Source organism: Litchfieldia alkalitelluris (assembly GCF_002153425.1).
Classification (GTDB): domain Bacteria; phylum Bacillota; class Bacilli; order Bacillales; family Salisediminibacteriaceae; genus Evansella; species Evansella alkalicola.
This window is the reverse complement of record NZ_KZ119600.1, coordinates 1,125,630-1,147,623: the sequence shown is the minus strand read 5'-3', so window position 1 is coordinate 1,147,623 and position 21,994 is coordinate 1,125,630. Positions and strand designations below refer to the sequence as shown.

13 protein-coding genes are annotated in these 21,994 nt (G+C 40.4%); 6 read left to right on the top strand and 7 right to left on the bottom strand.

The features are described 5' to 3' along the window. The first annotated feature begins 27 nt into the window (after positions 1-27). The 4 genes from nasC (at position 28) to BW724_RS05275 (ending at position 5,436) form a co-directional block, all read left to right on the top strand. Entirely contained in the window at positions 28-2,214 is a 2,187-nt protein-coding gene (gene nasC / locus BW724_RS05290; RefSeq protein ID WP_417891443.1) for an assimilatory nitrate reductase catalytic subunit NasC, read from the top strand. Further along, positions 2,198-3,274 (top strand): anthranilate phosphoribosyltransferase, encoded by a 1,077-nt coding sequence (locus BW724_RS05285; RefSeq protein WP_088074185.1) that lies wholly within the window; start codon positions 2,198-2,200, stop codon positions 3,272-3,274. Before nasC ends, BW724_RS05285 begins: the two co-directional genes overlap by 17 nt. A gap of 347 nt (positions 3,275-3,621) precedes the next feature. Then, the gene (gene cobA / locus BW724_RS05280; protein WP_088074184.1) at positions 3,622-4,407 is read left to right on the top strand and encodes a uroporphyrinogen-III C-methyltransferase; all 786 of its coding nucleotides are present in this window, start codon (positions 3,622-3,624) and stop codon (positions 4,405-4,407) included. 258 nt (positions 4,408-4,665) lie between these two features. Further along, entirely contained in the window at positions 4,666-5,436 is a 771-nt protein-coding gene (locus BW724_RS05275; protein WP_235848906.1) for a sirohydrochlorin chelatase, read from the top strand. 15 nt (positions 5,437-5,451) lie between these two features. On the opposite strand, the gene BW724_RS05270 is transcribed toward BW724_RS05275, so the two are convergent. The 3 genes from BW724_RS05270 to BW724_RS05260 form a co-directional block, all read right to left on the bottom strand. Beyond that, positions 5,452-6,318 carry a hypothetical protein gene (locus BW724_RS05270; RefSeq protein ID WP_088074183.1) on the bottom strand — a complete coding sequence of 289 codons (867 nt, stop codon included), beginning with the start codon at positions 6,316-6,318 and terminating at the stop codon, positions 5,452-5,454. Positions 6,319-6,389: 71 nt separating this feature from the next. Then, positions 6,390-6,617 (bottom strand): YdbC family protein, encoded by a 228-nt coding sequence (locus tag BW724_RS05265; RefSeq protein WP_088074182.1) that lies wholly within the window; start codon positions 6,615-6,617, stop codon positions 6,390-6,392. A gap of 3 nt (positions 6,618-6,620) precedes the next feature. Continuing rightward, positions 6,621-9,380 (bottom strand): Eco57I restriction-modification methylase domain-containing protein, encoded by a 2,760-nt coding sequence (locus BW724_RS05260; protein WP_088074181.1) that lies wholly within the window; start codon positions 9,378-9,380, stop codon positions 6,621-6,623. A gap of 253 nt (positions 9,381-9,633) precedes the next feature. Here BW724_RS05260 and BW724_RS23170 point away from each other — a divergent pair, with 253 nt between their 5' ends. Then, positions 9,634-9,987, top strand: coding sequence for a hypothetical protein (locus BW724_RS23170; RefSeq protein ID WP_140354911.1), 354 nt, complete (start codon positions 9,634-9,636; stop codon positions 9,985-9,987). Between the two features lie 18 nt (positions 9,988-10,005). Here BW724_RS23170 and BW724_RS05255 read toward each other — a convergent pair whose 3' ends face one another. The 3 genes from BW724_RS05255 to BW724_RS05245 form a co-directional block, all read right to left on the bottom strand. After that, complete coding sequence (locus BW724_RS05255) at positions 10,006-12,471, bottom strand: glycoside hydrolase family 3 C-terminal domain-containing protein (protein ID WP_088074180.1); 2,466 nt, start codon at positions 12,469-12,471, stop codon at positions 10,006-10,008. A 594-nt stretch (positions 12,472-13,065) separates the two neighbouring features. Beyond that, positions 13,066-16,146, bottom strand: coding sequence for an efflux RND transporter permease subunit (locus tag BW724_RS05250; protein ID WP_088074179.1), 3,081 nt, complete (start codon positions 16,144-16,146; stop codon positions 13,066-13,068). Between the two features lie 228 nt (positions 16,147-16,374). After that, complete coding sequence (locus BW724_RS05245) at positions 16,375-17,277, bottom strand: LysR family transcriptional regulator (RefSeq protein ID WP_088074177.1); 903 nt, start codon at positions 17,275-17,277, stop codon at positions 16,375-16,377. A 125-nt stretch (positions 17,278-17,402) separates the two neighbouring features. Here BW724_RS05245 and BW724_RS05240 point away from each other — a divergent pair, with 125 nt between their 5' ends. Then, entirely contained in the window at positions 17,403-19,610 is a 2,208-nt protein-coding gene (locus BW724_RS05240) for a malate synthase G (RefSeq protein ID WP_088074176.1), read from the top strand. A gap of 522 nt (positions 19,611-20,132) precedes the next feature. Here the strand turns inward: BW724_RS05240 and treC are convergent. Next, positions 20,133-21,845, bottom strand: coding sequence for an alpha,alpha-phosphotrehalase (gene treC, locus BW724_RS05235; RefSeq protein ID WP_088074175.1), 1,713 nt, complete (start codon positions 21,843-21,845; stop codon positions 20,133-20,135). Positions 21,846-21,994 lie beyond the last annotated feature (149 nt).

Sequence of the window (21,994 nt, the reverse complement as noted above, 5' to 3'; positions counted from 1 at the left end):
AACATTCCCATAAAGGTGTGAGTAAAATTGAGTGACTTTCTAAAGCATTTTCGATCAGAGCAACTGGTCAAAGGCAAAGAAAAGATTATGCGAACCCAATGTCCTTATTGTAGTGTCCAGTGCTCCATGGATTTAATTGAAGAAAAAATAATAACTCGGAAACGATTTAAAACAAAGCCGAATAAACAAGACCCAACTTCAGAAGGTCGTTTATGCATTAAAGGAGTTAATGCGCATCAACATGTTGTCAGCAATGAGAGGGTCACTCACCCCCTTTTAAAAATTGATGGAGAGTTTGTCAAAATCCCATGGGAACTGGCATTGGAATATATTGCTGAACAGCTAAAAGCCATTCAAACAGAGGATGGATTAGATGCCGTCTCCGTTTACGGCGGTGGCTCCCTTACCAATGAGGAGGCATACCTTCTCGGAAAGTTTGCCAGAGTTGCAGTGAAAACGAAACACATTGACTATAACGGCAGGTTTTGCATGAGTGCTGCCGCAGCTGCGGCCAACAAGGCATTTGGGATCGACCGTGGACTCACCAATAGTCTACATGAAATTCCAGATGCCAAGTGCATCATTCTTGCAGGTACAAATATAGCAGATTGTCAGCCTACCATCCTCCCGTATTTTAGGAAGGCGAAAAAAAATGGTGCATTCATTATTGTCATTGACCCTAGAGAAACAGCTACATCTAGAATAGCGGACCTTCATCTTCAAGTAAAACCAGGAATGGACGCCCATATCACAAACGGAATGTTAAAGGTTTTATTTGAAGGGGGATATTTTGATAAAACTTTCATTCATGATCGAACAACTGGTTTTGATGCGTTGTCCAACGACCTCCAGTCCCTTCAATTAAGTGAACTTGCTGATTTAGCAGGGGTGTCAGTAGACCAAATTGAGCTTGCTGCTAGAAAATATGGAGAAGCAGAAACAGGCTTTATCTTCACCGCTCGTGGTGTAGAACAGCACGCTAATGGTTACGAAAATGTTCGACAGTTTATCAACCTCGCTTTAGCTACTGGTAAGATTGGAAGGTACGCTTCAGGATACGGGGCAATAACAGGACAAGGAAACGGTCAAGGTGGAAGGGAACACGGACAAAAAGCTGACCAGCTACCAGGCTACCGTTCCATTGAAAACCAGGAACACCGAAACTACATTGCTGATATATGGGGAGTTCCTGAAGAGGATTTACCTCGTAAAGGGGTATCAGCTTATGAAATGATGGAGGCTATTGATAGAGAAGAAATCACGTCAATGATTGTCATGGCATCGAACCCTGTTGTTTCAAACCCAAATAGTATTTTTGTAGAAAAGGCTTTGGAGAAGTTACGTTTTCTTGTCGTCATAGATATGTTTGTCTCCGAAACAGCTGAGATGGCAGACATCATTCTCCCTGCTTCTAGCTATCTTGAGGATGAAGGGACAATGACAAATCTTGAAGGTAGGGTGACACTACGCCGGGCTGGACGAGTAAAGCCTAATGGAGTAAAACATGATTGGGAAATCCTTTGTGAACTTGCAGCTGCATTAGGAAAAGGGGAATACTTCCCATTCACCTCCTCAGAGGAAATTTTCGAAGAGCTTAGATTAGCAAGTAAGGGTGGACTCGCAGATTATGCCGGGATAACCTACAGTCGTCTTGAGGAAGAAGAAGTATTTTGGCCGTGCCCAGACATGTCACACCCTGGAACGCCTCGTTTATTTGAAACTACGTTCTATCACGATGATGGCAAAGCAAAGTTTTATCCATTACAAAAGCCGAGAAATCCTGAGGAAACCTCACAAGAATACCCGCTCATGCTTACTACTGGTAGGTGGATGGAGCATTATTTAACTGGGGTTCAGACACGGAGAAGCCCTGACTTGTTAAAAAGGTCAAAGGAACCGTTATTAGAGATTCACCCAGACACAGCTGCAAAATATGGAATTGAAGACGGCTCCATATTTCAACTTAAGTCAAGCCGTGGCACTATGGTTATTCGTTGCAAATACGCGAATGGAATTCGACGAGATACAGTCTTCGCTCCTTTTCATTGGGGAAATTCCCAATCGATTAACCGGGTAACAAGTCCCGCACTAGATCCTGTTTGTAAGATGCCTGAATTCAAGGTTTCGAGCGTGAATGTAGCACCACTGATTGAAAAGAAACTAGTCCATCATGGTCAAGGTCAAGGAGGTCTTCAAGATGAAGGAATGGATTAAAGAAGTTGCAAAAGGGAAAAAAAGAGCACGGGATCTAAACTTCGATGAAGGATTAGCTGCTGCAAACTCTATCATTAATGGTGAAGCTACAGATGTCCAGATTGCAGCTTTCCTCATTGCACAGCGGTTAAAGACAGAGTCTCCGGAGGAAGTAGCCGCCTTTGTACACGCTTTTCGTCGAGCTACAGAAACCATTCCACTATCAGAGGAAACTAGAAAAAATTTAGTAGATTTCTCAGGCCCATATGACGGAAGAAAAACATTTGCAGCAACAGTACCTGTCTCCATCCTCCTTGCCGAAAGTGGCATACCTGTTTTTTTGCACAGCAGTGACACATTACCACCAAAGAACGGGTCGACAATCAAGGATGTTCTCCAAGGGTTAGACCTTCCCGTTGATTTGACAGGAGAGCAAATTGCGTCTTCTATCGAAACGAACCACATTGGTTTTTCATGGACAGAATCACTTTGTCCTCCTCTGGCTAGGGTTCGTCACATTCGAAAGGAAATTGGTGTTCGATCCTTCTTAAATATGGTAGAAAAACTATTAAACCAAGCAAACGCAAATTCTATTATGTTAGGAATTTTCCACAAAACAGTATTGGATACGAATGTAGATAATTTAAGACTACTTCAATTTGATAAATCTTATATTGTGCAAGGTGCTGAAGGGTCAGAGGACCTCCCTATTCATCGAAAGAGCTTTATTTATGAAGTAACTCCCGACCAAGTTCATAACAGGGATCTTGACCCAGCAGACTACGGATTATTTTGTCGGAGAGACCCCGAGAAAGAGGCTATTAGTTTACAAGAACAAGTTCAGATCATTCATTCCCTGTTGGAGGGGGACAATTCTGAAAAGCTAACCTACTACAGAAACCAAGTCATTTTCAACGCAGCAGCACGCTACACTTTATTTGGAAAAACATCTTCTATAGAAGCTGGTATCGATTTGGCAACTGAACAATTAGAGGCTCAAAAAGGGGCAGCTCATTTAAATCGGTGGCGTGATCATTTGCTGAAGGGCTTTGATGAAACACAATCAGTCAGTGGTTTATAACTTATTGTCACTTAAAATTAAAATACAAAGAATTATATGAGGCTACTTAAATTAAAAGATATAAAGAATTGAATTATATCTATATAGATGTCGATGAGTCCTGCGCAAACTCGCTTTCCGCGGGCGGCTGGTAAGCCTCCTCGATGCATTGCATCTGCGGGGTCTTACCCCTGCCTTCGATCCCGCAGGAGTCTCGCTTGCTCCGGTCTCATCGGCTTTCCTTATATAAGAATTCTTGAATATTGATGCATTAATAAAAATCAATATTTACACTTTTCAGTGGCCTCAATTATATAGTTGATTATTATTTCATATAATTAATCTTTATTATCAAGGGGGAAACGGAAATGAAAAAAGGTAAAGTATATCTTGTTGGAGCTGGTCCAGGTGATCCTGATTTAATTACTGTGAAGGGGATGAAAGCTATCCAGAAAGCTGATGTCATTGTCTACGATCGCCTCGTTAACAAAGGGCTTCTAGACTACGCTACTCCACTGACAGAACTCATTTACTGTGGAAAAATGCCTGATCGACATACGATCCCTCAGCATGAAATTAACGCTATTTTAGTTAAACACGCACTTAGGGGGAAGACAGTAGTACGTTTAAAAGGTGGCGATCCTACTATTTTTGGAAGAGTAGGTGAAGAAGCTGAGCATTGCAGAGCCTATGATGTCCCCTTCGAGATTGTTCCTGGAATTACATCGGGCATCGCCGCAACGGCATATGCAGGAATACCACTCACCCATCGCGACTTTAGCTCTTCCTGTGCCTTTATTACAGCACACAAACGAACGGATGGTGGAGAAAAAAAGGAGATTCAGTGGGATAAACTAGCCACCTCCATCGATACACTCGTTTTTTACATGGGTGTTGGAAACATACGCATGATCAAAGAGAAACTGATCACACACGGTCGTTCCCCAGACACCCCTGTTGCCCTCGTTCGTTGGGGAACAACTACGGAACAGGAAACCATCGTTGGTACATTAAAAAACATCGTAGAGGAAGTGGAGAAAAAACAGTTCAAGTCTCCAGCAATTATCGTTGTTGGTGAAGTCGTTCAACTCCGTGAGAAAATAGCGTGGTTTAAAGAAAAAGAGTTACCTGCACTGAACTATGCACAAATGTGAATTACCACAAGGCCTAATCCATAATGAGATCCTAGATCAATTTCTTTATAAAAAGCTCTGTTAAAGGATAATTTTGATATTTAACACTTTTGATTTTTTGTGGAAGGTATGAGACTCCTGCGGGATTAAAGGCAGGGGGAAGACCCCGCAGATGCAAAGCATCGAGGAGGCTTACCAGCCGCCCGCGGAAAGCGAGTACCTGTAACAAAAAATCAACATCTAAGTTTAACAGAGCCTTATAAAAAAGGGGCGTTACCCATGAAAACTAACGACATGAATAAGAAAACTGGTGTTTTAGTCATCGCACATGGCTCAAGAAATCAGGAGTGGATTAAATTAATCGAGAACGCAGTAAATGCAATTGAAACGTCCGTCCCCGTTACAATTGGTTATCTCGAGCTAGTTGAAGGGAGAAGCATTGCTGATGGTGTTCGCTACCTGGAGAAACTAAGTGTAACAGACATTATTGTTATCCCCTTCTTCGTCTCCTCTGGAAGTACACACCTGAATGAAATTAAATATGCCCTTGGAGTATTAAATACACCAGCTTTTCAATCAGACATAGAGCTGATTTTTCCAAAGGCTACAATTACATGGACACAAGCCATGGATTGCCATCCACAGATCTTACAAGTCTTGGAGGATAGAATTCGTTCCTTAAGTACCACCCCTGCTAAAGAAAGCCTTCTCCTTATGGCTCACGGAAGTAACCGACAAGGCTTCCAAGAAGTTTGGGAATCAACATTGGAACGAATAGTTACACATTTTAAGAATAAATTCGGTTTCGGAGATGCAGCCTTTGCTACTGTCCTTCCTGACACCATCTATAAGACTGGAAAAAAATTAAGTCGTGATGGGAATAGGATGGTGATTGCTATTCCAGTTTTTTTAAGCGAAGGCTATTATACATCCAAGAAGCTTCCTGAAATACTGGAAGGCATCCCCCATCATTATGAAGGGGCTGCCTACCTTCCACATCCAGGTGTAACAAAATGGCTGCAAGATCAAATCAATACACATATCAACTAATCTACTAAACCATTATTATTCAATTACATTCGTCACGGTCTCATAAATTAACCCTAAGCCATCTACCACTACAACGTGAAGCTTCATTTTATCCACTTCTTCCTTAAACTCCTCTTCGATCTCTACAAGAGGGTGGAAATAAATATTTTCATGATATGAATCTAAAAAATTATCCTCATTGTCCTCGAGTAAATCTGACTCCCACAATAAGGTGTCTTCTTCGTAATATAAATAGGCATTTGCTTTGATGATTTTGAAGTCATTCTTATTGTGCTCCTGCAACCATTCATGTTCCAGAGTATTGAAAATATCAATACTAATATTTATTGTATTATCGTCGAATCGATAGGCATCTGCATGAATCCCAACACGGTCATTCATATAGGCATCAAACATTAACTCAAGGAGTCCTTCACCTCTTGTCATCTCCTCTGAGGATGCCACCACTTGCGTTTCATAATTTTTCGTAAGCTGAAATGTATGCTCTACACTAAAGTTCAATCCATTTGTAGTGTTAACTGGTAACTCAGTCCACTCTTGTTCTGATTCTTCCCTATACAATAAGGAAACTTCCTCTCCTTCTTGTAAGTCCCGAATGCTCCATTCCATCAAAACATCAATAGTTTCTCGATCCAAATCCACCTGCGTTACCAGGTAACTTTTTTCCCTTATCCAAAGCTGCTCCTCCAAAAATTCCTCCAGCTTTGTATCTATTTCATATGAGATACTATGGACTGCATTATAGACATCCTCCACATCATAATGTAGATAATTCACTCGATTTAAGTTGTTTTCCAGATTACTAATTTTGTTGAAATTGATTACAGAAAAGAAAAGAAGCACAATAATTGCTGAAATAAAAAACATATCTTTCTTCGACAATCTCCCCATCTCCCTTTAAAGTTACCAGGTAATGTTGCCTACGCGCAACATTACCTGGTAACGAAAACTCTCTACTTTAACTCTTCCATTCCGTTTAAAATCTCTTTTAGTTCTTTTAATTCATCAAAGGACAAAGTAACACCTTTCCCCATCTTTTCTTTCTCCGGTGCCCAGTCACGTAGGTCATATTTTGGTTCACGACCATTCCAACTCACTAAATTAAGCTCTTTCGTCCATCCTTTGGCATTTTCTGAAACCTTACCTAAATGCTTTTCTACCTCATATTTGATCTCTGCCAACTTTTAATCACCCTCAACTATTTTGATTTCGTCTTCTGATAAACCATACCAACTATAAATGATACGATCAATAGCTCGTTCATGCACAGTTGTATCATCATTCACATCATCTGTTTTCATACGCACGATCTCATCTACCAATTTCACTATTTCACGTTCTTCTCGTCCAGATAGCTTCTTTAATGGCAGGCTGTTTATCATGGACTTTGTAAAATTAATCCCTCCATTATAGCTTGCAGAGGCATATTTTTCCTTAATATAGAAAAAAGCGAGCTTCGAGTTAATAAAACCAAGTAAAAACTTCAGCTTATCCACCCGCTCATCTGCAATCATTAATGTTGTTTTCCCAGGTACCACCACCCCATCTTGATCCAAACAGGCATCAAGTAAGGTTAGGCCTTTAATCATAATTTTCGGACGGGACGCTTTCTTAGAATAGGATTTAGGAAAAAGTTTCTCAAACTTTGTTTTCTCCACAACAGGAAAAGCATATTTGTCCTTCAAATACACCATCGGGCGCCTTCCCCATTTCCCAATGTAACGCCCTATAGTTCCTGTATTCATCACCTGATAATATTGGGACGGCTCCACCTCAAGTACTGCGTCAGTATTCAGAGTCATAGCATCACATAATATTTCTTTAAGCTTATAAGCATCTGATGTGGCACAGGCATTTTCACATGTATATATGTTCCCTAGGGGGTATGAATTTTCCTCTATTTTAGAAAGGAGATCAATGTAATTTGAAAACAGCACATCGAAAGTGTGATTTGCTGCCAGAACTCCCTTGTTGACTGTCCCTTTGTCGCGAATCTTCCCATGTGGTTTTTCCAAATCATAAATACGAATGTCAGACCTCGGCCCCTTAGTAATCTGAGTTACGATAGCGTCCACATTTGCACTTCCAAAAACACCCCGCCCCGCCTTTAAAAAACTGTCAAAGTGAGGGAGCATTTCGCTCCTCAACTTCTTCCCGAAGGGTTTTGCGATCCACTTGTCGGGTGTGATAAAGCTGAGGACACCATGATTTGATAACAGGTCAAAGCCCCTCTCAAAGAAAGCAATATACATGTCCCAATTACCTTTAGTAAGGCGGTACTTCCTTGCAATATCCTCTCGCTCGTCTCGCAATCCTGTGAGCATCATCGTTTCAGAGTCTATATATGGCGGATTTCCAATGACGATATCAAACCTTTTGTTTTGAAAAATGCAGTCCTTTTCCAACTCATCAAGGAGGCTATTTCCTACAATAATATTCTCTCCTAGCTTGTGGAAGTGACTCCACAGTTGTTTCTCATCAATCCATCGTCGGCCTTCTGTTAGCCATAACCAAAGCCGCTTCTTTGTAATATCTACCGCCTTATCCTCCACATCTACAGCAAAGATAGCTGAGATTGCATCTATTTTCAGCTGAAAAATGGAACGGGCTCCTTCTAACCTATTTGCGTCACTTTCTCCTCCAGTCATTATGAAATACTCTGTAATTGCACTTCTTATACGAACGATTTCTGTGACTATTTCAATAGGAAACGCTCCGGCTCCCACTGCTAAATCCGCAACTTTTATATTTTTTAAAGCATGATCCATTTCTTCGAGGTTGCTAACAAGCACATCTGGCAGGAAATGATAGATCTCCTCCGCAGTATTGAACGTGTCCCGTGTAATAAATTGAGTAACTAGCTCCCTTTTCACTTTTAGCTTACTTGATAAAAAACTGGACAAGCTATCACGACACATATGAATAACAATTTCCCGTGGAGTATAGAAAGTCCCTTTAGAAATCCGTTCCCCTTTTTCTATAAACTCCTCATAAACTCTTCCTAGTGCTTCAGGCTTTATCCCAATGTCTTCATCTAAAGGGTCTCCTTCTGAAGCAAATGGAAATAGTTGAAATGAGTTTAAAGTCTCCGCCTCTATCAACTGCAACGTATCTCGTGTGATAACCCCATCACCATCAAGAGATGCTGCCTCCTCCATTGATGCTATCCCAAAACTCCCTTTAGACTTGTGCAATATGCTGATGTCTTGTGAGGATTGCCGGAGAAAACAGTTAAACATGAGTTGTATTAATAACTGATTTGCTAACTGTGAAAACTTTTTTCTTTCCAAGTTCCCGAAGTGCATAAACTCAAGTTGATTTTTCTCTAAATGGGATTTTAGCTTTTCGTATTTTGTTTTGTACTGGTTCATAAACAACTTATCTAGCTTTTCATTGCTAAAGACTTTCTCCAATTCTACTATGCGAAAACTTGAGTTTTTCTTATTCAACTCAGCTAATATTTCATAAGGGTAGTTTGTCCTTTCACCAGGACCTAGTCGATAAGATTTACGAGATAGAAGAGGGGTGTTGGAGAAAACCCCTTTCCCTCCTTTGATAGACTGGTATCCTTCTTTACGTATACACAAAAAACTTAGTTTCCATCTTTCAAAGTTTGGGGAATAAACTGCGGCCAGTCCTCTTTGACAGCCTGCAGACTCCAATACTTTGCTAATAGCCTGGCGATCTCGCTTATCTAGCGTCGAATTTTCTCCATTTAGTCTAACTATTAATATAATCATTGATTGGGCTTCTCGATCTAGATATGTCCCATATACTGTGATTGCATCTATTGAATTTGTGTCTGCCTGTGGGGTGTGTTGGGCTTCATGAGGTTGCGCTTTTTTCAATTGGGGCTTATTTAAGAGCATATCTACTAATTGATAAAATCTCCCTTCATCAAAAGGAGACTCGAGTATCATTTTCAAATCATCTAATTTGCTCATGTCACCACCCCCTTCGATAGATTGTTGCACTAAATCACGTTCTAATTATCTACTAAATATCCTCCAGTTAAAGTAAAAAAACACCATTACGGAATCGATAATAACTAATTACGATAACAATGGTGTTTTTTCCTCTATTAAATTACGGAATTTTTTGAATTATTTTGCGGAACACAATTGAAATATGATCCATTTAATAAATAGTCTTATTAATATTGAATTCGATGCGTGATCCCAACTGCCTCAGATTAGAATGAAGACTCAAACTGCGCGGAGTGACGATTTCAGTCTTCATTTTCCAAGAATGGAGACTCAAACTGCTGCGAGAACCGATTTCAGTCTTCATTCTCACAGAATGGAGACTCAAACTGCACGGAGTGTCGATTTCAGTCTTCATTTTCCAAGAATGGAGACTCAAACTTCACGGAGTGTCGATTTCAGTCTTCATTTCCACAGAATGGAGACTGAAACTGCGCGGAGTGACGATTTCAGTCTTCATTTCCACAGAATGGAGACTCAAACTGCGCGGAGTGTCGATTTCAGTCTTCATTTCCACAGAATGGAGACTCAAACAGTGACGCGAGCCCATTTCAGTCTTCATTTGTAAGAACCGATTTCAGCTTTACTACGGCATTAGATTCTTCACTACCTCTAACACTAGCTTCCCGCCGCCTTTTAGCCGTTTCTTATTTAAAATCAACAACAAACCGTCCAGCATCCCATAGGTCAGTTTTCCATTACTAGATATAACTAAGCTCCTCAACGGGTTATGTGGAAGCATTTTTTCCATCATATGATTTGTTACTAATTCGTTTTCAGATAACACAACTTCTCCATCCTGGCTCTTTGTTGGTGTCATCACTTGCTTCATAACGGCACCATAGACTTTTTTCCCAAGATAAGTCCTTGAAATATCCTTTAAGGTTGAGTCATACGTAAAGCTTTCACCTGGAAACACTGCTTTTGTTGGGAGAGTTTCTCCGAAAATAACTGAAAAATCACGGTCTGATGCTTGAAATGGAACAGTTGGCGCCGTGTAAGGACTTTCGGCTTCTTGCCATTCCTCATGACCGATAAGATCAACACCATGAACTGTTACTCCACCTGTAAGATGAATATCTCTGCTTGATGAACCTACCAAAATCTCATAATCGCCACTTTCCACGCACCATCTTGCATCTTTTGTATAGTAAAAACGGAACGCATTTTCATCTAATACAAACTCACACTGCTTTGTTTCTCCAGGATTCAAGCTAACTTTATCAAAGCCCTTCAGTTCCTTCTCAGCTTTAAATACACTTGAATTTTTATGCTTAACGTAAAGCTGTACGACTTCTGCGCCCTCTCGACTTCCAGTGTTGGTGACATCCACTTTTACCGTGAGCTTCTCACCAACAGACAACTCCTTCTTGGATAAAACCAAATTGGAAAACTCGAAACTTGTATATGACAACCCATGACCGAATGGAAATAGAGGTTCCAGCTTAACCTTATCAAAATAACGATATCCAACATAAATGCTTTCCCTATATTCTACAGTTGACGGGCCTTCAGGAAAGTATTTCCCCGATGGGTAATCCTTATATTTTTCTCCGTATGTCTCCCCTAATTTACCACTCGGATTCGCATGACCGAACAGTAAATCAAAGGTAGCTTCTGCACCACCTTGCCCTGATAAATACATATTGAGCAGACCTTTGATACCGTTGATCCACGGCATTTCAATAGGAGCTCCCCCTACAAGAACGATGATAACGTTGTCGTGTATCGATGTAATTTCCTTAATAAGATCATTTTGATTGTGAGGCAAGTCCATATGCTCCCTATCGAATCCTTCCGATTCAGCTAAGGCCGAGAGACCAGCTACAATGATAACTACATCAGTATCTTTCACTATTTCTGCTGCTTCATAGACTAAATCAATGTCCGTTTTATCCACTAATCTGTCGTAACCCTTAGCATAGTCGAATTCAATGCCTTTTTCTGAAAAAACTTGATGGATACTTTTTAACCTAGTTGGATTTATCAAGGAGCTACCACTGCCTTGATACCTTGGGTTAACAGCTAAATCCCCTAGAACAGCAATTTTTTTAGCACCCTTTTCATGATCCTGAAGTGGTAGAATGGCCTCTTCATTTTTTAATAGAACAGCCGATTCTTCTGCTGCCTTTACTGCTTTTTGATGGTGTTCCTCCACATCATAACTGCTTACTTCCTTATTTTTTTCACTGTTAAAAATAAGTGTTAAGAGTTTTTCAACCGCAGCATCCAACTCTTCCATGGAGAGTGAACCATTTTTTACTGCCTCTACAATTTTTCTATCATTATCTTTGCCACCGCCAGGCATTTCCAGTTGTAACCCTGCCTGAAGCCCTTGCACTCTATCGTTCACTGCACCCCAGTCAGAAACAACAACGCCATCAAAGTTCCACTCATCTACTAATATGTCCGTTAATAGTTTCCTATTTTCACTTGCATACGTTCCATTAACCTTGTTATAGGCACACATGACTGTCCATGGTTGCGTTTCCTTTACAGCCATCTCGAAACCAGATAAATAGATTTCCCTTAATGCTCGCTCATCTACCACTGCATTAATTGTCATACGGTTGTTTTCCTGATTATTCACAGCAAAATGTTTTAAGGACGTTCCAATCCCCTTAGATTGTACACCTTGGATAAATGCTGTTCCCATTTTTCCAGACAGATAAGGGTCTTCTGAATAATATTCAAAATTCCGCCCACATAGTGGATTGCGTTTAATGTTAATACCTGGACCTAAAAGTACAGAAACTCCCTCTGCTTTACACTCCTCAGCAATCGTCTCTCCAACTTCATAAATGAGCTTAGGGTTCCAGCTACAGGCTAATGCACTAGCTGTAGGGAAGCACGTTGCAGGCACACTTTTGTGCAACCCAAACTGATCCGCTCCTTCAGGTTGCCTCCGTAATCCATGTGGACCATCAGATACCATTATAGATGGAATATCAAGTCTCTCAATCGCCTTTGTATGCCACATGTCAGCACCTGAACAAAGACTGGCCTTTTCTTTTAATGTGAGCTCTTTAAGTAATTCTTTGATTTTATCCATATTAATCATCCTTAAAAAAGAGTGATATCTAATCATGCGCACTAGGTTTTAAAAAATTCTGAGGTTGTGTATGCGTTTACTTACTATCTCGTATTTAACAAAAAATCCTTTATATAGTAGACGATTAGTACCATGGATAGGTTTCAAATAGTTGGTTTCATTTCTATTTACATAAGATCATACGAAGAATTCTCCTCTCCTTATTTTTTTGACCAAAGATACTTTGAATAAGTGGAATTTTTCCCTCTAAACTAGAAAATCTAGCTTAGTTAGGTATAAATAAGGGGAGTTTTTCCCTTTAAGCCTACAAAGAACTCAAATTATCATGGTTATCAAGTAAATAACGGGAATTTCTCCATCTATTTTCACTATTTTCAGTCCAAATTCTTATATAAGGGTAATTTCTCCCCTTATCTAATATATCAACCCATGTTTCGGATTCCGGATTCCTCATTGCTCACTAATACAAGACACACTAATAGAAAAAAGCAGCTGAAATTTCAGATGCTCTTCCCATTGTTAACGTGGACATGATTTGATTTAATTATCTTTTTAGTAGTCACTTTCTATAAGAGCAAAGCGACATCGAGTCTTTTAGCTTGCTGCTCTTGATTCTTTATTTGTTTCCTCTTGTTTTTTAAAACGGAAGACTTTGCTTATTCCTTTACCTGTTGCATTAAATAAACGGTACACGGCTGGAATAAGTACTAATGTAATTAATGTTGCAAAGAGTAAGCCTGAGATAATCACTGTGGCCATTGGTGCTTGATAATTTCCTGATGCCCCGGATGCAATCGCCAATGGAAGCATTCCACCTGCTGTTGTTAGTGTCGTCATGAATATTGGCCGGATTCGATTTTTCCCCGCAATAATTAATGCGTCCTCCACACCATATCCTTCTAACCTTAGCTTATTGGTCCTGTCGATTAATAATATGGCATTATTCAATACAATACCTACAAGCATCACTAACCCCATTGCTGACATGATACTAAGTTCCCGTTGCGTGATAAAGAGTCCAGCAATCGCTCCCACCAGTGTCATCGGAATTACTGACATCACGATGATTGGGTGCAGAAAATGGTTAAATTGGACAGCCATCACGAAATAAACTAGGAAGAGCGCGATGGCAAAAACGAGAAGCATCTCCATGATGAGTTCCTGCTGCTGCTCCAAGTCCCCTGCTACTGCAACACTATATCCTGTCGGTACGGTAAAATCATCAATGATATTTTGGATGTCACGGTTGACAGATCCTAGGTCACGGTCCTCAATATCCGCTGATATAGAAGCAAATCGCTCCCCATCCACACGCCTTATTTCATTTGGTGTGTTCGTACTTGTCAACGTGATAAAGTCTGATAACTTCCTTTCCCCATCAATTGTTGAAACAGTAAGATCAAGAAGCTGCTCCTTTAAGTCCATTGTTTCTGCCCATTTCACAATAAGGGGGACAGTAGATCCTTCTACATTCATTTCTGCAACTGGCATTTCTATAAAGGCTTCTTCGATTACCTGTCTAATTTGCATAACCGTTAAGCCTGCGTCCTCTATTTCATCCTCTTTCATTTGCACTAATTCTTCAATTGACGTTCGCTCAATAGAGTTCGTAAGCCCCACCATTCCATCAACATCATTTAATTTTTCCATCAAATTAGCTGTAATGGTTTGAAGCTCATCAAAATCGTCGCCCTTTACATTTACTTGTACAGGGTATCCACCGCCGCCGTCCATGGCATTAAACACAGCATTTACAGGATGCTCTTCCTCCAAATCTCGTAAGGAGCGCATAATTTCTTCATTAACTGACTTCTGGTCTTGCGTAATATCATCATCTTTTGTCATATTAATAATGGCATATAATAATCCACCATTATCCAAAATATAGTTTGTCTCCACATCTTCAATATCCGATAAGGAGGCATGGATATCATGAATCAGGGCGTCCTTTTCCTCCACTGTCATTCCATTATCTACATCGATTCCAACCTCAGCATATCTATTTAAAACATCAGGCATAATGGTCATCGGGACCTTACTAACAAGGAATAGGGACCCAACAAAGATGGAAAAGAAAATCGCTATGATAGCAATGCTCCATCGTTTTTTCCTAACAATCCAAGCGACAAGACGGCTGTATGACCTAAGAATCATACCTTCTTTTCTTGTATAATCTCCAGCATTATTCTTTGCATGATCCCTCGGTTGCTTTAGCTTTAGGAATTTCTCGGCAAGAGTAGGGATCAACGTAAAGGCGATAACAACGGAGCTAATAAGTGTAATTGCCACAACTGCTGACAAGATAAGGACGAACTCTCCCATTTCTCCTCCAACGAGACCAATCGGAACAAATACCACAATTGTCGTTAACATGGAGGCAAAAACTGGAGTAGCAACCTCCTTTACCCCTTCAATCACTGCTTCAAAGTTTACTAATCCCTCTTCCTTTTTCCTATAAATGGACTCTAATATCACAATCGCTGCGTCTACCATCATACCAATTCCCAGCCCAAGGGCAATGAGGGTCAGCATGTTAAAACTATAATCGAATAACCACATTGCAAGGAACGTTAATAAAACCGATGTAGGAATGGCGGTCCCGATGATGAATGTGGCTCGAACATTTCGTAAAAACAACAGTAAAATGACTAATGCAAGGATAGCTCCAATTAATATATTTGAGCTCACGCCATCTATAGCTTCTTGAACATAGTCTGCTTGCGCCACAATTTCATTCATTGTGAAATCCTTGACTAGTCCTTCCTCTTCTATTGCATGAAGCTCAGCACGAATAGCTTCAGCCATGTCAATCTGCGTTACATCGGATACTCTTCCGATTTGCACAAAAATAAAGTCCTTTGATCCGTTTTTCCAAACATGTGATGTACTGGCAAGTGGCTCTAGAGACACAGTTGCAATTTCATCTAGTTGGATAAACCCTTCTGGAGTAGGGATCGTCATATTTTTAACCGAATCTAGACTTTCCAAGCCAGTTGTCCAACGGAGTAATGGGGAATCTGTTTCTCCAGAGAGCTCTCCAAGTGTCGCCTCCCGATTATTTTCTTGGATTAATCCAATTACTTGCGTTATATCCAGGCCTTTATCCGTTAACTTGTCACGGTGAAAGGCAATGGAAATCTCGTTTTCCACAACTCCACCAAGGAAAACATCTCTCACCTCTGGGAGTGCCTCCAAACGTGGTTGCAACACTGTTTCTGCAAACTCAGTCAATTCCTCCATATGCCCATCGGCTAGATCCATGAAAAACTCATAGCTTTGATTCGTTCCATATCGACCAGTTTCCATGTAATTGATATTTGCTATATCAGATGTTGTACTATTAACCACCGATTCAACTTCTTTAATCAGTTCCTCTCCAAGTCCACTTTCAAATGTCATATGAATGGAACTTCTCCCAATCGAAGAGGTGGATTGGATACGATCCACACCATCAATTGTCTGAAGCTGTCTCTCTAGTAAACTAGTTATCGTCCTTTCCACTTCTGTTGCTGACAGGTCACCAGCGCTGATCTCCACATACCCCCCATCAAAATCAATGGATGGCATTAATTCTTTATCTAACTTCATCATGGCATAGCTTCCAGTTAAAACAACTAATACTGCCATTAACCCGACTAAAACTTTTCTGCGGACAATAAATTTTAATAAATTCATAAGTTCTCCTTCTCTCTTAACATAGGTATTAGATTTATCCAACCGACGATATTTTTTATAGGAATGTCGTGAATGTATGTCATGGGGATTGTAATGTGTTCCTATCGTTGGATTGATTTTCCAATACCATTGTAATCCTGTTTAAGAGAAGGATCATTTGCCTGCAGAAGTATTTTAACTAAGTCTTAAGGCGTATATTTTTTTAGGTTTCCTGACGGAGCCTCTCTTCTATGTGCCCTGCTTCTCATCACTATCCAATTCTCTAGTCATCTCGATGAACTGGCGAACGACATAGGAAAGATACTTGTTTTTCTTCCAGATGACACCTAGCTCTAAATTAATTTCAATATCAGATATAGGTATAGCCTTCAATGGAAGTTCCCCTGGATTTTCTGCAATCGTTTTAGGTAAAAGGGCCACTCCAAGTTTTGCCCCAACCATCTCAAGCATGAAATCTCGCTGCGAGCTTTCACAGACCACATTTGGTTGAAAATCTCGTTTCACAAACTGTTCCATCATCCTGTCATGCAAGGTGAAGTCCTTACGATATAAAATAAACGATTCTTCTTTGAGATCATTGAGCACCACTTTATTTTTTCCCACCAAATGGTGTTCCTCATGAACCACAAGAAGTAACGGTTCCTTTGTCAGTTCTATTGCTTCAAAGCTATCATTCTCTAAAGGTATATTACAGACTAGTCCAACGTCTAGATCACCTGCTTGAATTCCTTCCTTAATAGCCTTTGACCCCACTTCTGTTAAGGTAATATCTACTTGAGGGAAAGCCTCTTTAAATGAACTAATCAACTTAGAAAAAAAGGCCGCCCCCACAATCGGTGGAATACCAATCTTCATCTCCCCCTTTTTATATTCCGTAATGTCCGAGAGTTCTGATGCCATATTTTCAAAGGCTCCGAGAACATGTTTAGCATGAGCCAAGACTGCTTTTCCTGCATCTGTTAGGTCTAACGTTTTACTTGATCGATAAAACAATGGTACTCCTAGTTCCGATTCTAAATTTTTGATTGACTTACTCAGGGATGGCTGGGAGACATGCAATTTAGCTGCTGCCTTTGTAAAACTTAAGTGTACTGCTACTTCCCGAAAATATTCTAATTGGCGGATATCCATGGCCACTTCCTCCTCATAACTAAATTGCATAACGCCTATGAATAATATGTATTTTTTTCATTTCCCTTTCTATTATAGAATAAAACTACAATTAGAAAAGCAAATGCGCTAGGGGGAAATAAAAGGTGAGCAATTACGTATCAATTGGTAAGATACAAGTCGCTGAAGTGTTGTATAACTTTATTAATAAGGAGGCTCTTCCTGAATCCGGAGTCTCCGAAACATCATTTTGGAAGGATTATGAGAAATTATTGCATGATTTTATGCCAAAAAATAAAGCACTGTTAGGAAAACGTGAAACTTTACAACAGGAGATTAAAGAGTGGCATCAGGAAAACCAAGGATCATTTGATTCAGATAACTACAAACAGTTTTTGCAAAATATCGGGTATTTAGAAACAACCGTGGGTGATTTCAAAATCACAACAAATAATGTAGATGATGAAATCACTGCTCAAGCAGGACCTCAGCTCGTTGTACCAGTAAACAACGCTCGGTATGCCTTGAATGCTGCAAATGCACGCTGGGGTAGCCTTTACGACGCATTATATGGAACTGATGTTATAAGTGAAGAGGATGGGGCAACTAAGGAAGGCGATTATAATCCTATTCGCGGAGACAAAGTCATTCAGTTTGGCCGGGAATTCCTTGATGAAGCTGTACCTTTACTGAATGCTTCCCATAAGAGCGCAATTGCATATAAGTTGAAGGGGAAAGAGATTTCTGTAGAGTTGGAGAATGGTAATACAACTACGATCATGGACCCTGATCAATTAAGAGGTTTCACAGGCAACCATGATCAGATTGAATCAATTCTATTCGTCAATAATGGACTTCATATCGAAGTGCAGTTCGATCCAAGTCACCCTGTAGGAAAAACTGATAAGGCTGGCGTGAAGGATATTGTTTTGGAGTCCGCACTAACTACCATCATGGATTGCGAGGATTCAGTGGCTGCAGTAGATGCGGAGGACAAAACAATTGTCTACTCCAACCTACTCGGGCTGATGAAGGGAAATTTAACGGAAACTTTTTCAAAAGGGAAGAGCACTGTCACAAGAACGTTGACGGAAGACAGGGAGTACAAAGCTCCAGGAAACGGTAACTACAGCTTCACCTTACCTGGCCGTTCGCTCCAGTTCATTCGGAATGTGGGACACTTAATGACAACAAATGCGGTTTTAACAGCGGAAGGTGAAGAAACGCCAGAAGGAATCATGGATGCCGTTGTTACATCTCTTATTGCAAAACATGATTTACTTGGAAACTCTCCGTTGAAAAACTCACGTAAAGGATCTATTTATTTAGTAAAACCTAAAATGCACGGATCCGAAGAAGTTGCTTTTTCAAATGAGCTATTTAACCGTGTGGAAGATATGCTTGGACTTGATCGTCATACGATAAAAATCGGTGTAATGGACGAAGAAAGACGAACGTCCATGAACTTGAAGGCTTGTATTAACGAAGTAAAAAAACGGGTGGTATTCATCAACACTGGATTTTTAGACCGAACAGGAGATGAAATCCATACGTCCATGGACGCAGGGCCTATGATACGCAAAAATGAAATGAAATCTTCAAGCTGGCTCCTAGCTTATGAAGAGGCTAATGTTGCTGTTGGCCTACAGAGTGGTTTTAAAGGTAGCGCTCAAATCGGAAAAGGGATGTGGGCTATGCCAGATTTAATGGCCTCCATGCTAGAGCAAAAAATAGGTCATTTAACAGCTGGCGCCAACACTGCATGGGTTCCATCACCAACTGCAGCTACGTTACATGCCCTTCATTATCACAAGTTAGAGGTAACAAAGGTTCAAAATGACATAGAAGAGGCTCTCTCTTCTACACGCCAAGAAGAATTAGTGAATCATATGCTGGAAGTTCCTCTAGCTGCAGAAATAAATTGGACAGAAGCTGAAATCCAGAATGAGCTTGATAATAACGCTCAAGGTATTCTTGGTTATGTTGTTCGCTGGATCAATCATGGTGTAGGCTGTTCTAAGGTACCAGATATTAATAATGTTGCCCTAATGGAAGATCGTGCAACTTTACGAATTTCCAGTCAGCATATTGCCAACTGGCTCCGCCATGGAATATGTACTCGGGATCAAGTAGTTGAAACGATGGAGCGTATGGCAAAGGTCGTCGATAATCAGAATGCTAGCGATCCAGATTATGATCCAATGTCTAGTGATTATATGGCATCCATTGCTTTCCAAGCTGCATGCGATTTAGTGTTTGAAGGCACTAATCAACCAAGTGGATATACTGAGCCGATTTTACATCGTCGGAGATTAGAATTGAAAGAAAGACAAGTGAAAGGTGCTCGTGTGTAAAGGAGTTTTCTTTTTCTTCCGCTCGCATGAAGGTTGTAGCAATTTACAGCTTTCTCGGGTAGATGGAACTTCAAGAATTGTTGGTGGAATTAGTGGAATTCGAGCCAGATCATGATTCGATCGGGCTTGAGTTTCCTTAATGTTTGCTCTTTTATGACCTATCTCCAACAAAAACCAATACAAGGACCAATTAACCTGGCCCATTGCATTGGTTCCGTTACTCATCTCATCATCTTATTTAAACTAACTCTTGTTATTTCTTTGGCTCTGTTAAACTTAGATGTTGATTTTTTGTTACAGGTACTCGCTTTCCGCGGGCGGCTGGTAAGCCTCCTCAATGCTCTGCATCTGCGGGGTCTTACCCCTGCCTTTAATCCCGCAGGAACGAGCATAAACATCACGAGTAAGCTTCGAGTTGTCTCGACGGATACGCTACGAAGCATTTGCTCGTAGAGGAAGAGACAGGTATACCTTCCACAAAAAATCAAAAGTATTGGATATCAACATTATCCTTTAACAGAGCTATTTCTTTAAATAATACACAACGGATTCATATGGTCGTAACGTAACGGGATTATTCTCGTCTGGCACATCTGAGTCATCGTAATTAGATAACAGGATGCTCCATGAAAACTTTCCGTCAGATGTAGTCGCTGACGTTCCTCCCATTTCCTTCAAGACATCAAATGATGTTTCTTCCCCGTAGAAGTTATTTAGGACTACAAGTTTTTCTCCGTCCCCATTTCGCACATAGGCAAAGACAGATGGATCGTTAGGAGCGATTAATTCATAATCCCCATAGGTGATAATGTCATATTCCTTACGAAGTTGAATGAGCTTTTGATAGTGATAGAAAATGGAATCCTTATCAGCTAGCCCTGCTTCTGCATTCACTTCTGTGTAGTTGTCTGCAACTGGAATCCAAGGAGTCCCTGTTGTGAAGCCACCGTGCTCTTCTCGATTCCACTGGACTGGAGTACGAGAATTATCACGTGATTTTTCTTTAATAATAGCCATGATTTCTTCCTCAGATTTCCCTTGTTCCTTCATAATTCGGTAATAGTTCTTCGTTTCCACATCACGATAGTCTTCAATTTTGTCGAACTTAGGGTTCGTCATTCCAAACTCTTCCCCCTGATAGATATAAGGAGTTCCTTGCATCATATGGATCAGAGTCGCAAGCATTTTCCCCGATTCCTTGTGGTATTTACCATCATCTCCATATCGAGTGACAACGCGAGGTTGGTCATGGTTACACCAAAACAGTGCATTCCATCCTCCTCCTTTGTGCATTTCCACTTGCCATGTAGAAAGGATATCCTTCAGTGCTTGGAAATCCACATCACCTATAGCCCATTTCTCTCCGTTAGGATAATCTACTTTCAGATGATGGAAATTGAATGTCATACTAAGCTCGTTACGATCAGGGTTGGTGTATTTAATACAATTATCAATTGTTGTAGAAGACATTTCCCCGACAGTCATGATGTCGTATTTGGAGAAAACCTCTTTGTTCATCTCCTGCATAAACTCATGAACCCTCGGGCCGTCTGTATAGAATTTTCGGCCATCTCCTGGAGGTACTGAACCATCGTCGTTCGGAAAACTTTGGTCCTTGGAGATTAAATTGATTACATCAAGGCGGAAGCCATCGACACCTTTTTTAAACCAGAAATGCATCATATCATAAATTTCTTTACGAACTGTTTCGTTTTCCCAATTTAGATCCCCTTGGGTAACATCAAATAAGTGAAGATAATATTGGCCTGTTTTCTCATCGTATTCCCAGGCACTACCACCGAACTTTGATATCCAGTTAGTTGGTTCAGCTCCGTCCACTGGATCTTTCCATATGTAAAAATCGCGGTAAGGATTGTCCTTACTTTGTTTTGACTTTACAAACCATTCATGCTCCGTGGACGTGTGGTTAACAACAATATCCATAATGATCTTCAATCCACGTTTGTGAGCTTCCTCCAATAATCGATCGAAGTCTTCCATCGTTCCATATTCATGATGAATAGAGAAGTAATCACTGATATCGTAGCCATTGTCCTTTTGTGGAGAGGCGTATATAGGTGTTAGCCAGACGACATCGACACCTAGTTCTTTTAAGTAATCTAATTTTTGAATAATCCCTTCAATATCCCCAACACCATTTCCTGTTGTGTCGTTAAAACTTTTTGGATAGATTTGATAGACGACTGACTTCCTCCACCATTCGTTCATTTTCATTTTGCAAACACCACCGATGTAAAGTTTTTGTTTCATTATGTTGAAAAAGTCTCAATGTGTCGTATTTTGTTTAATTATTTCCCGAGCAATATAGTAAAACGAGACCGTCCGGCAAGCTAATGGTGCTTGCCGCCGGTTCTCGTCCATAT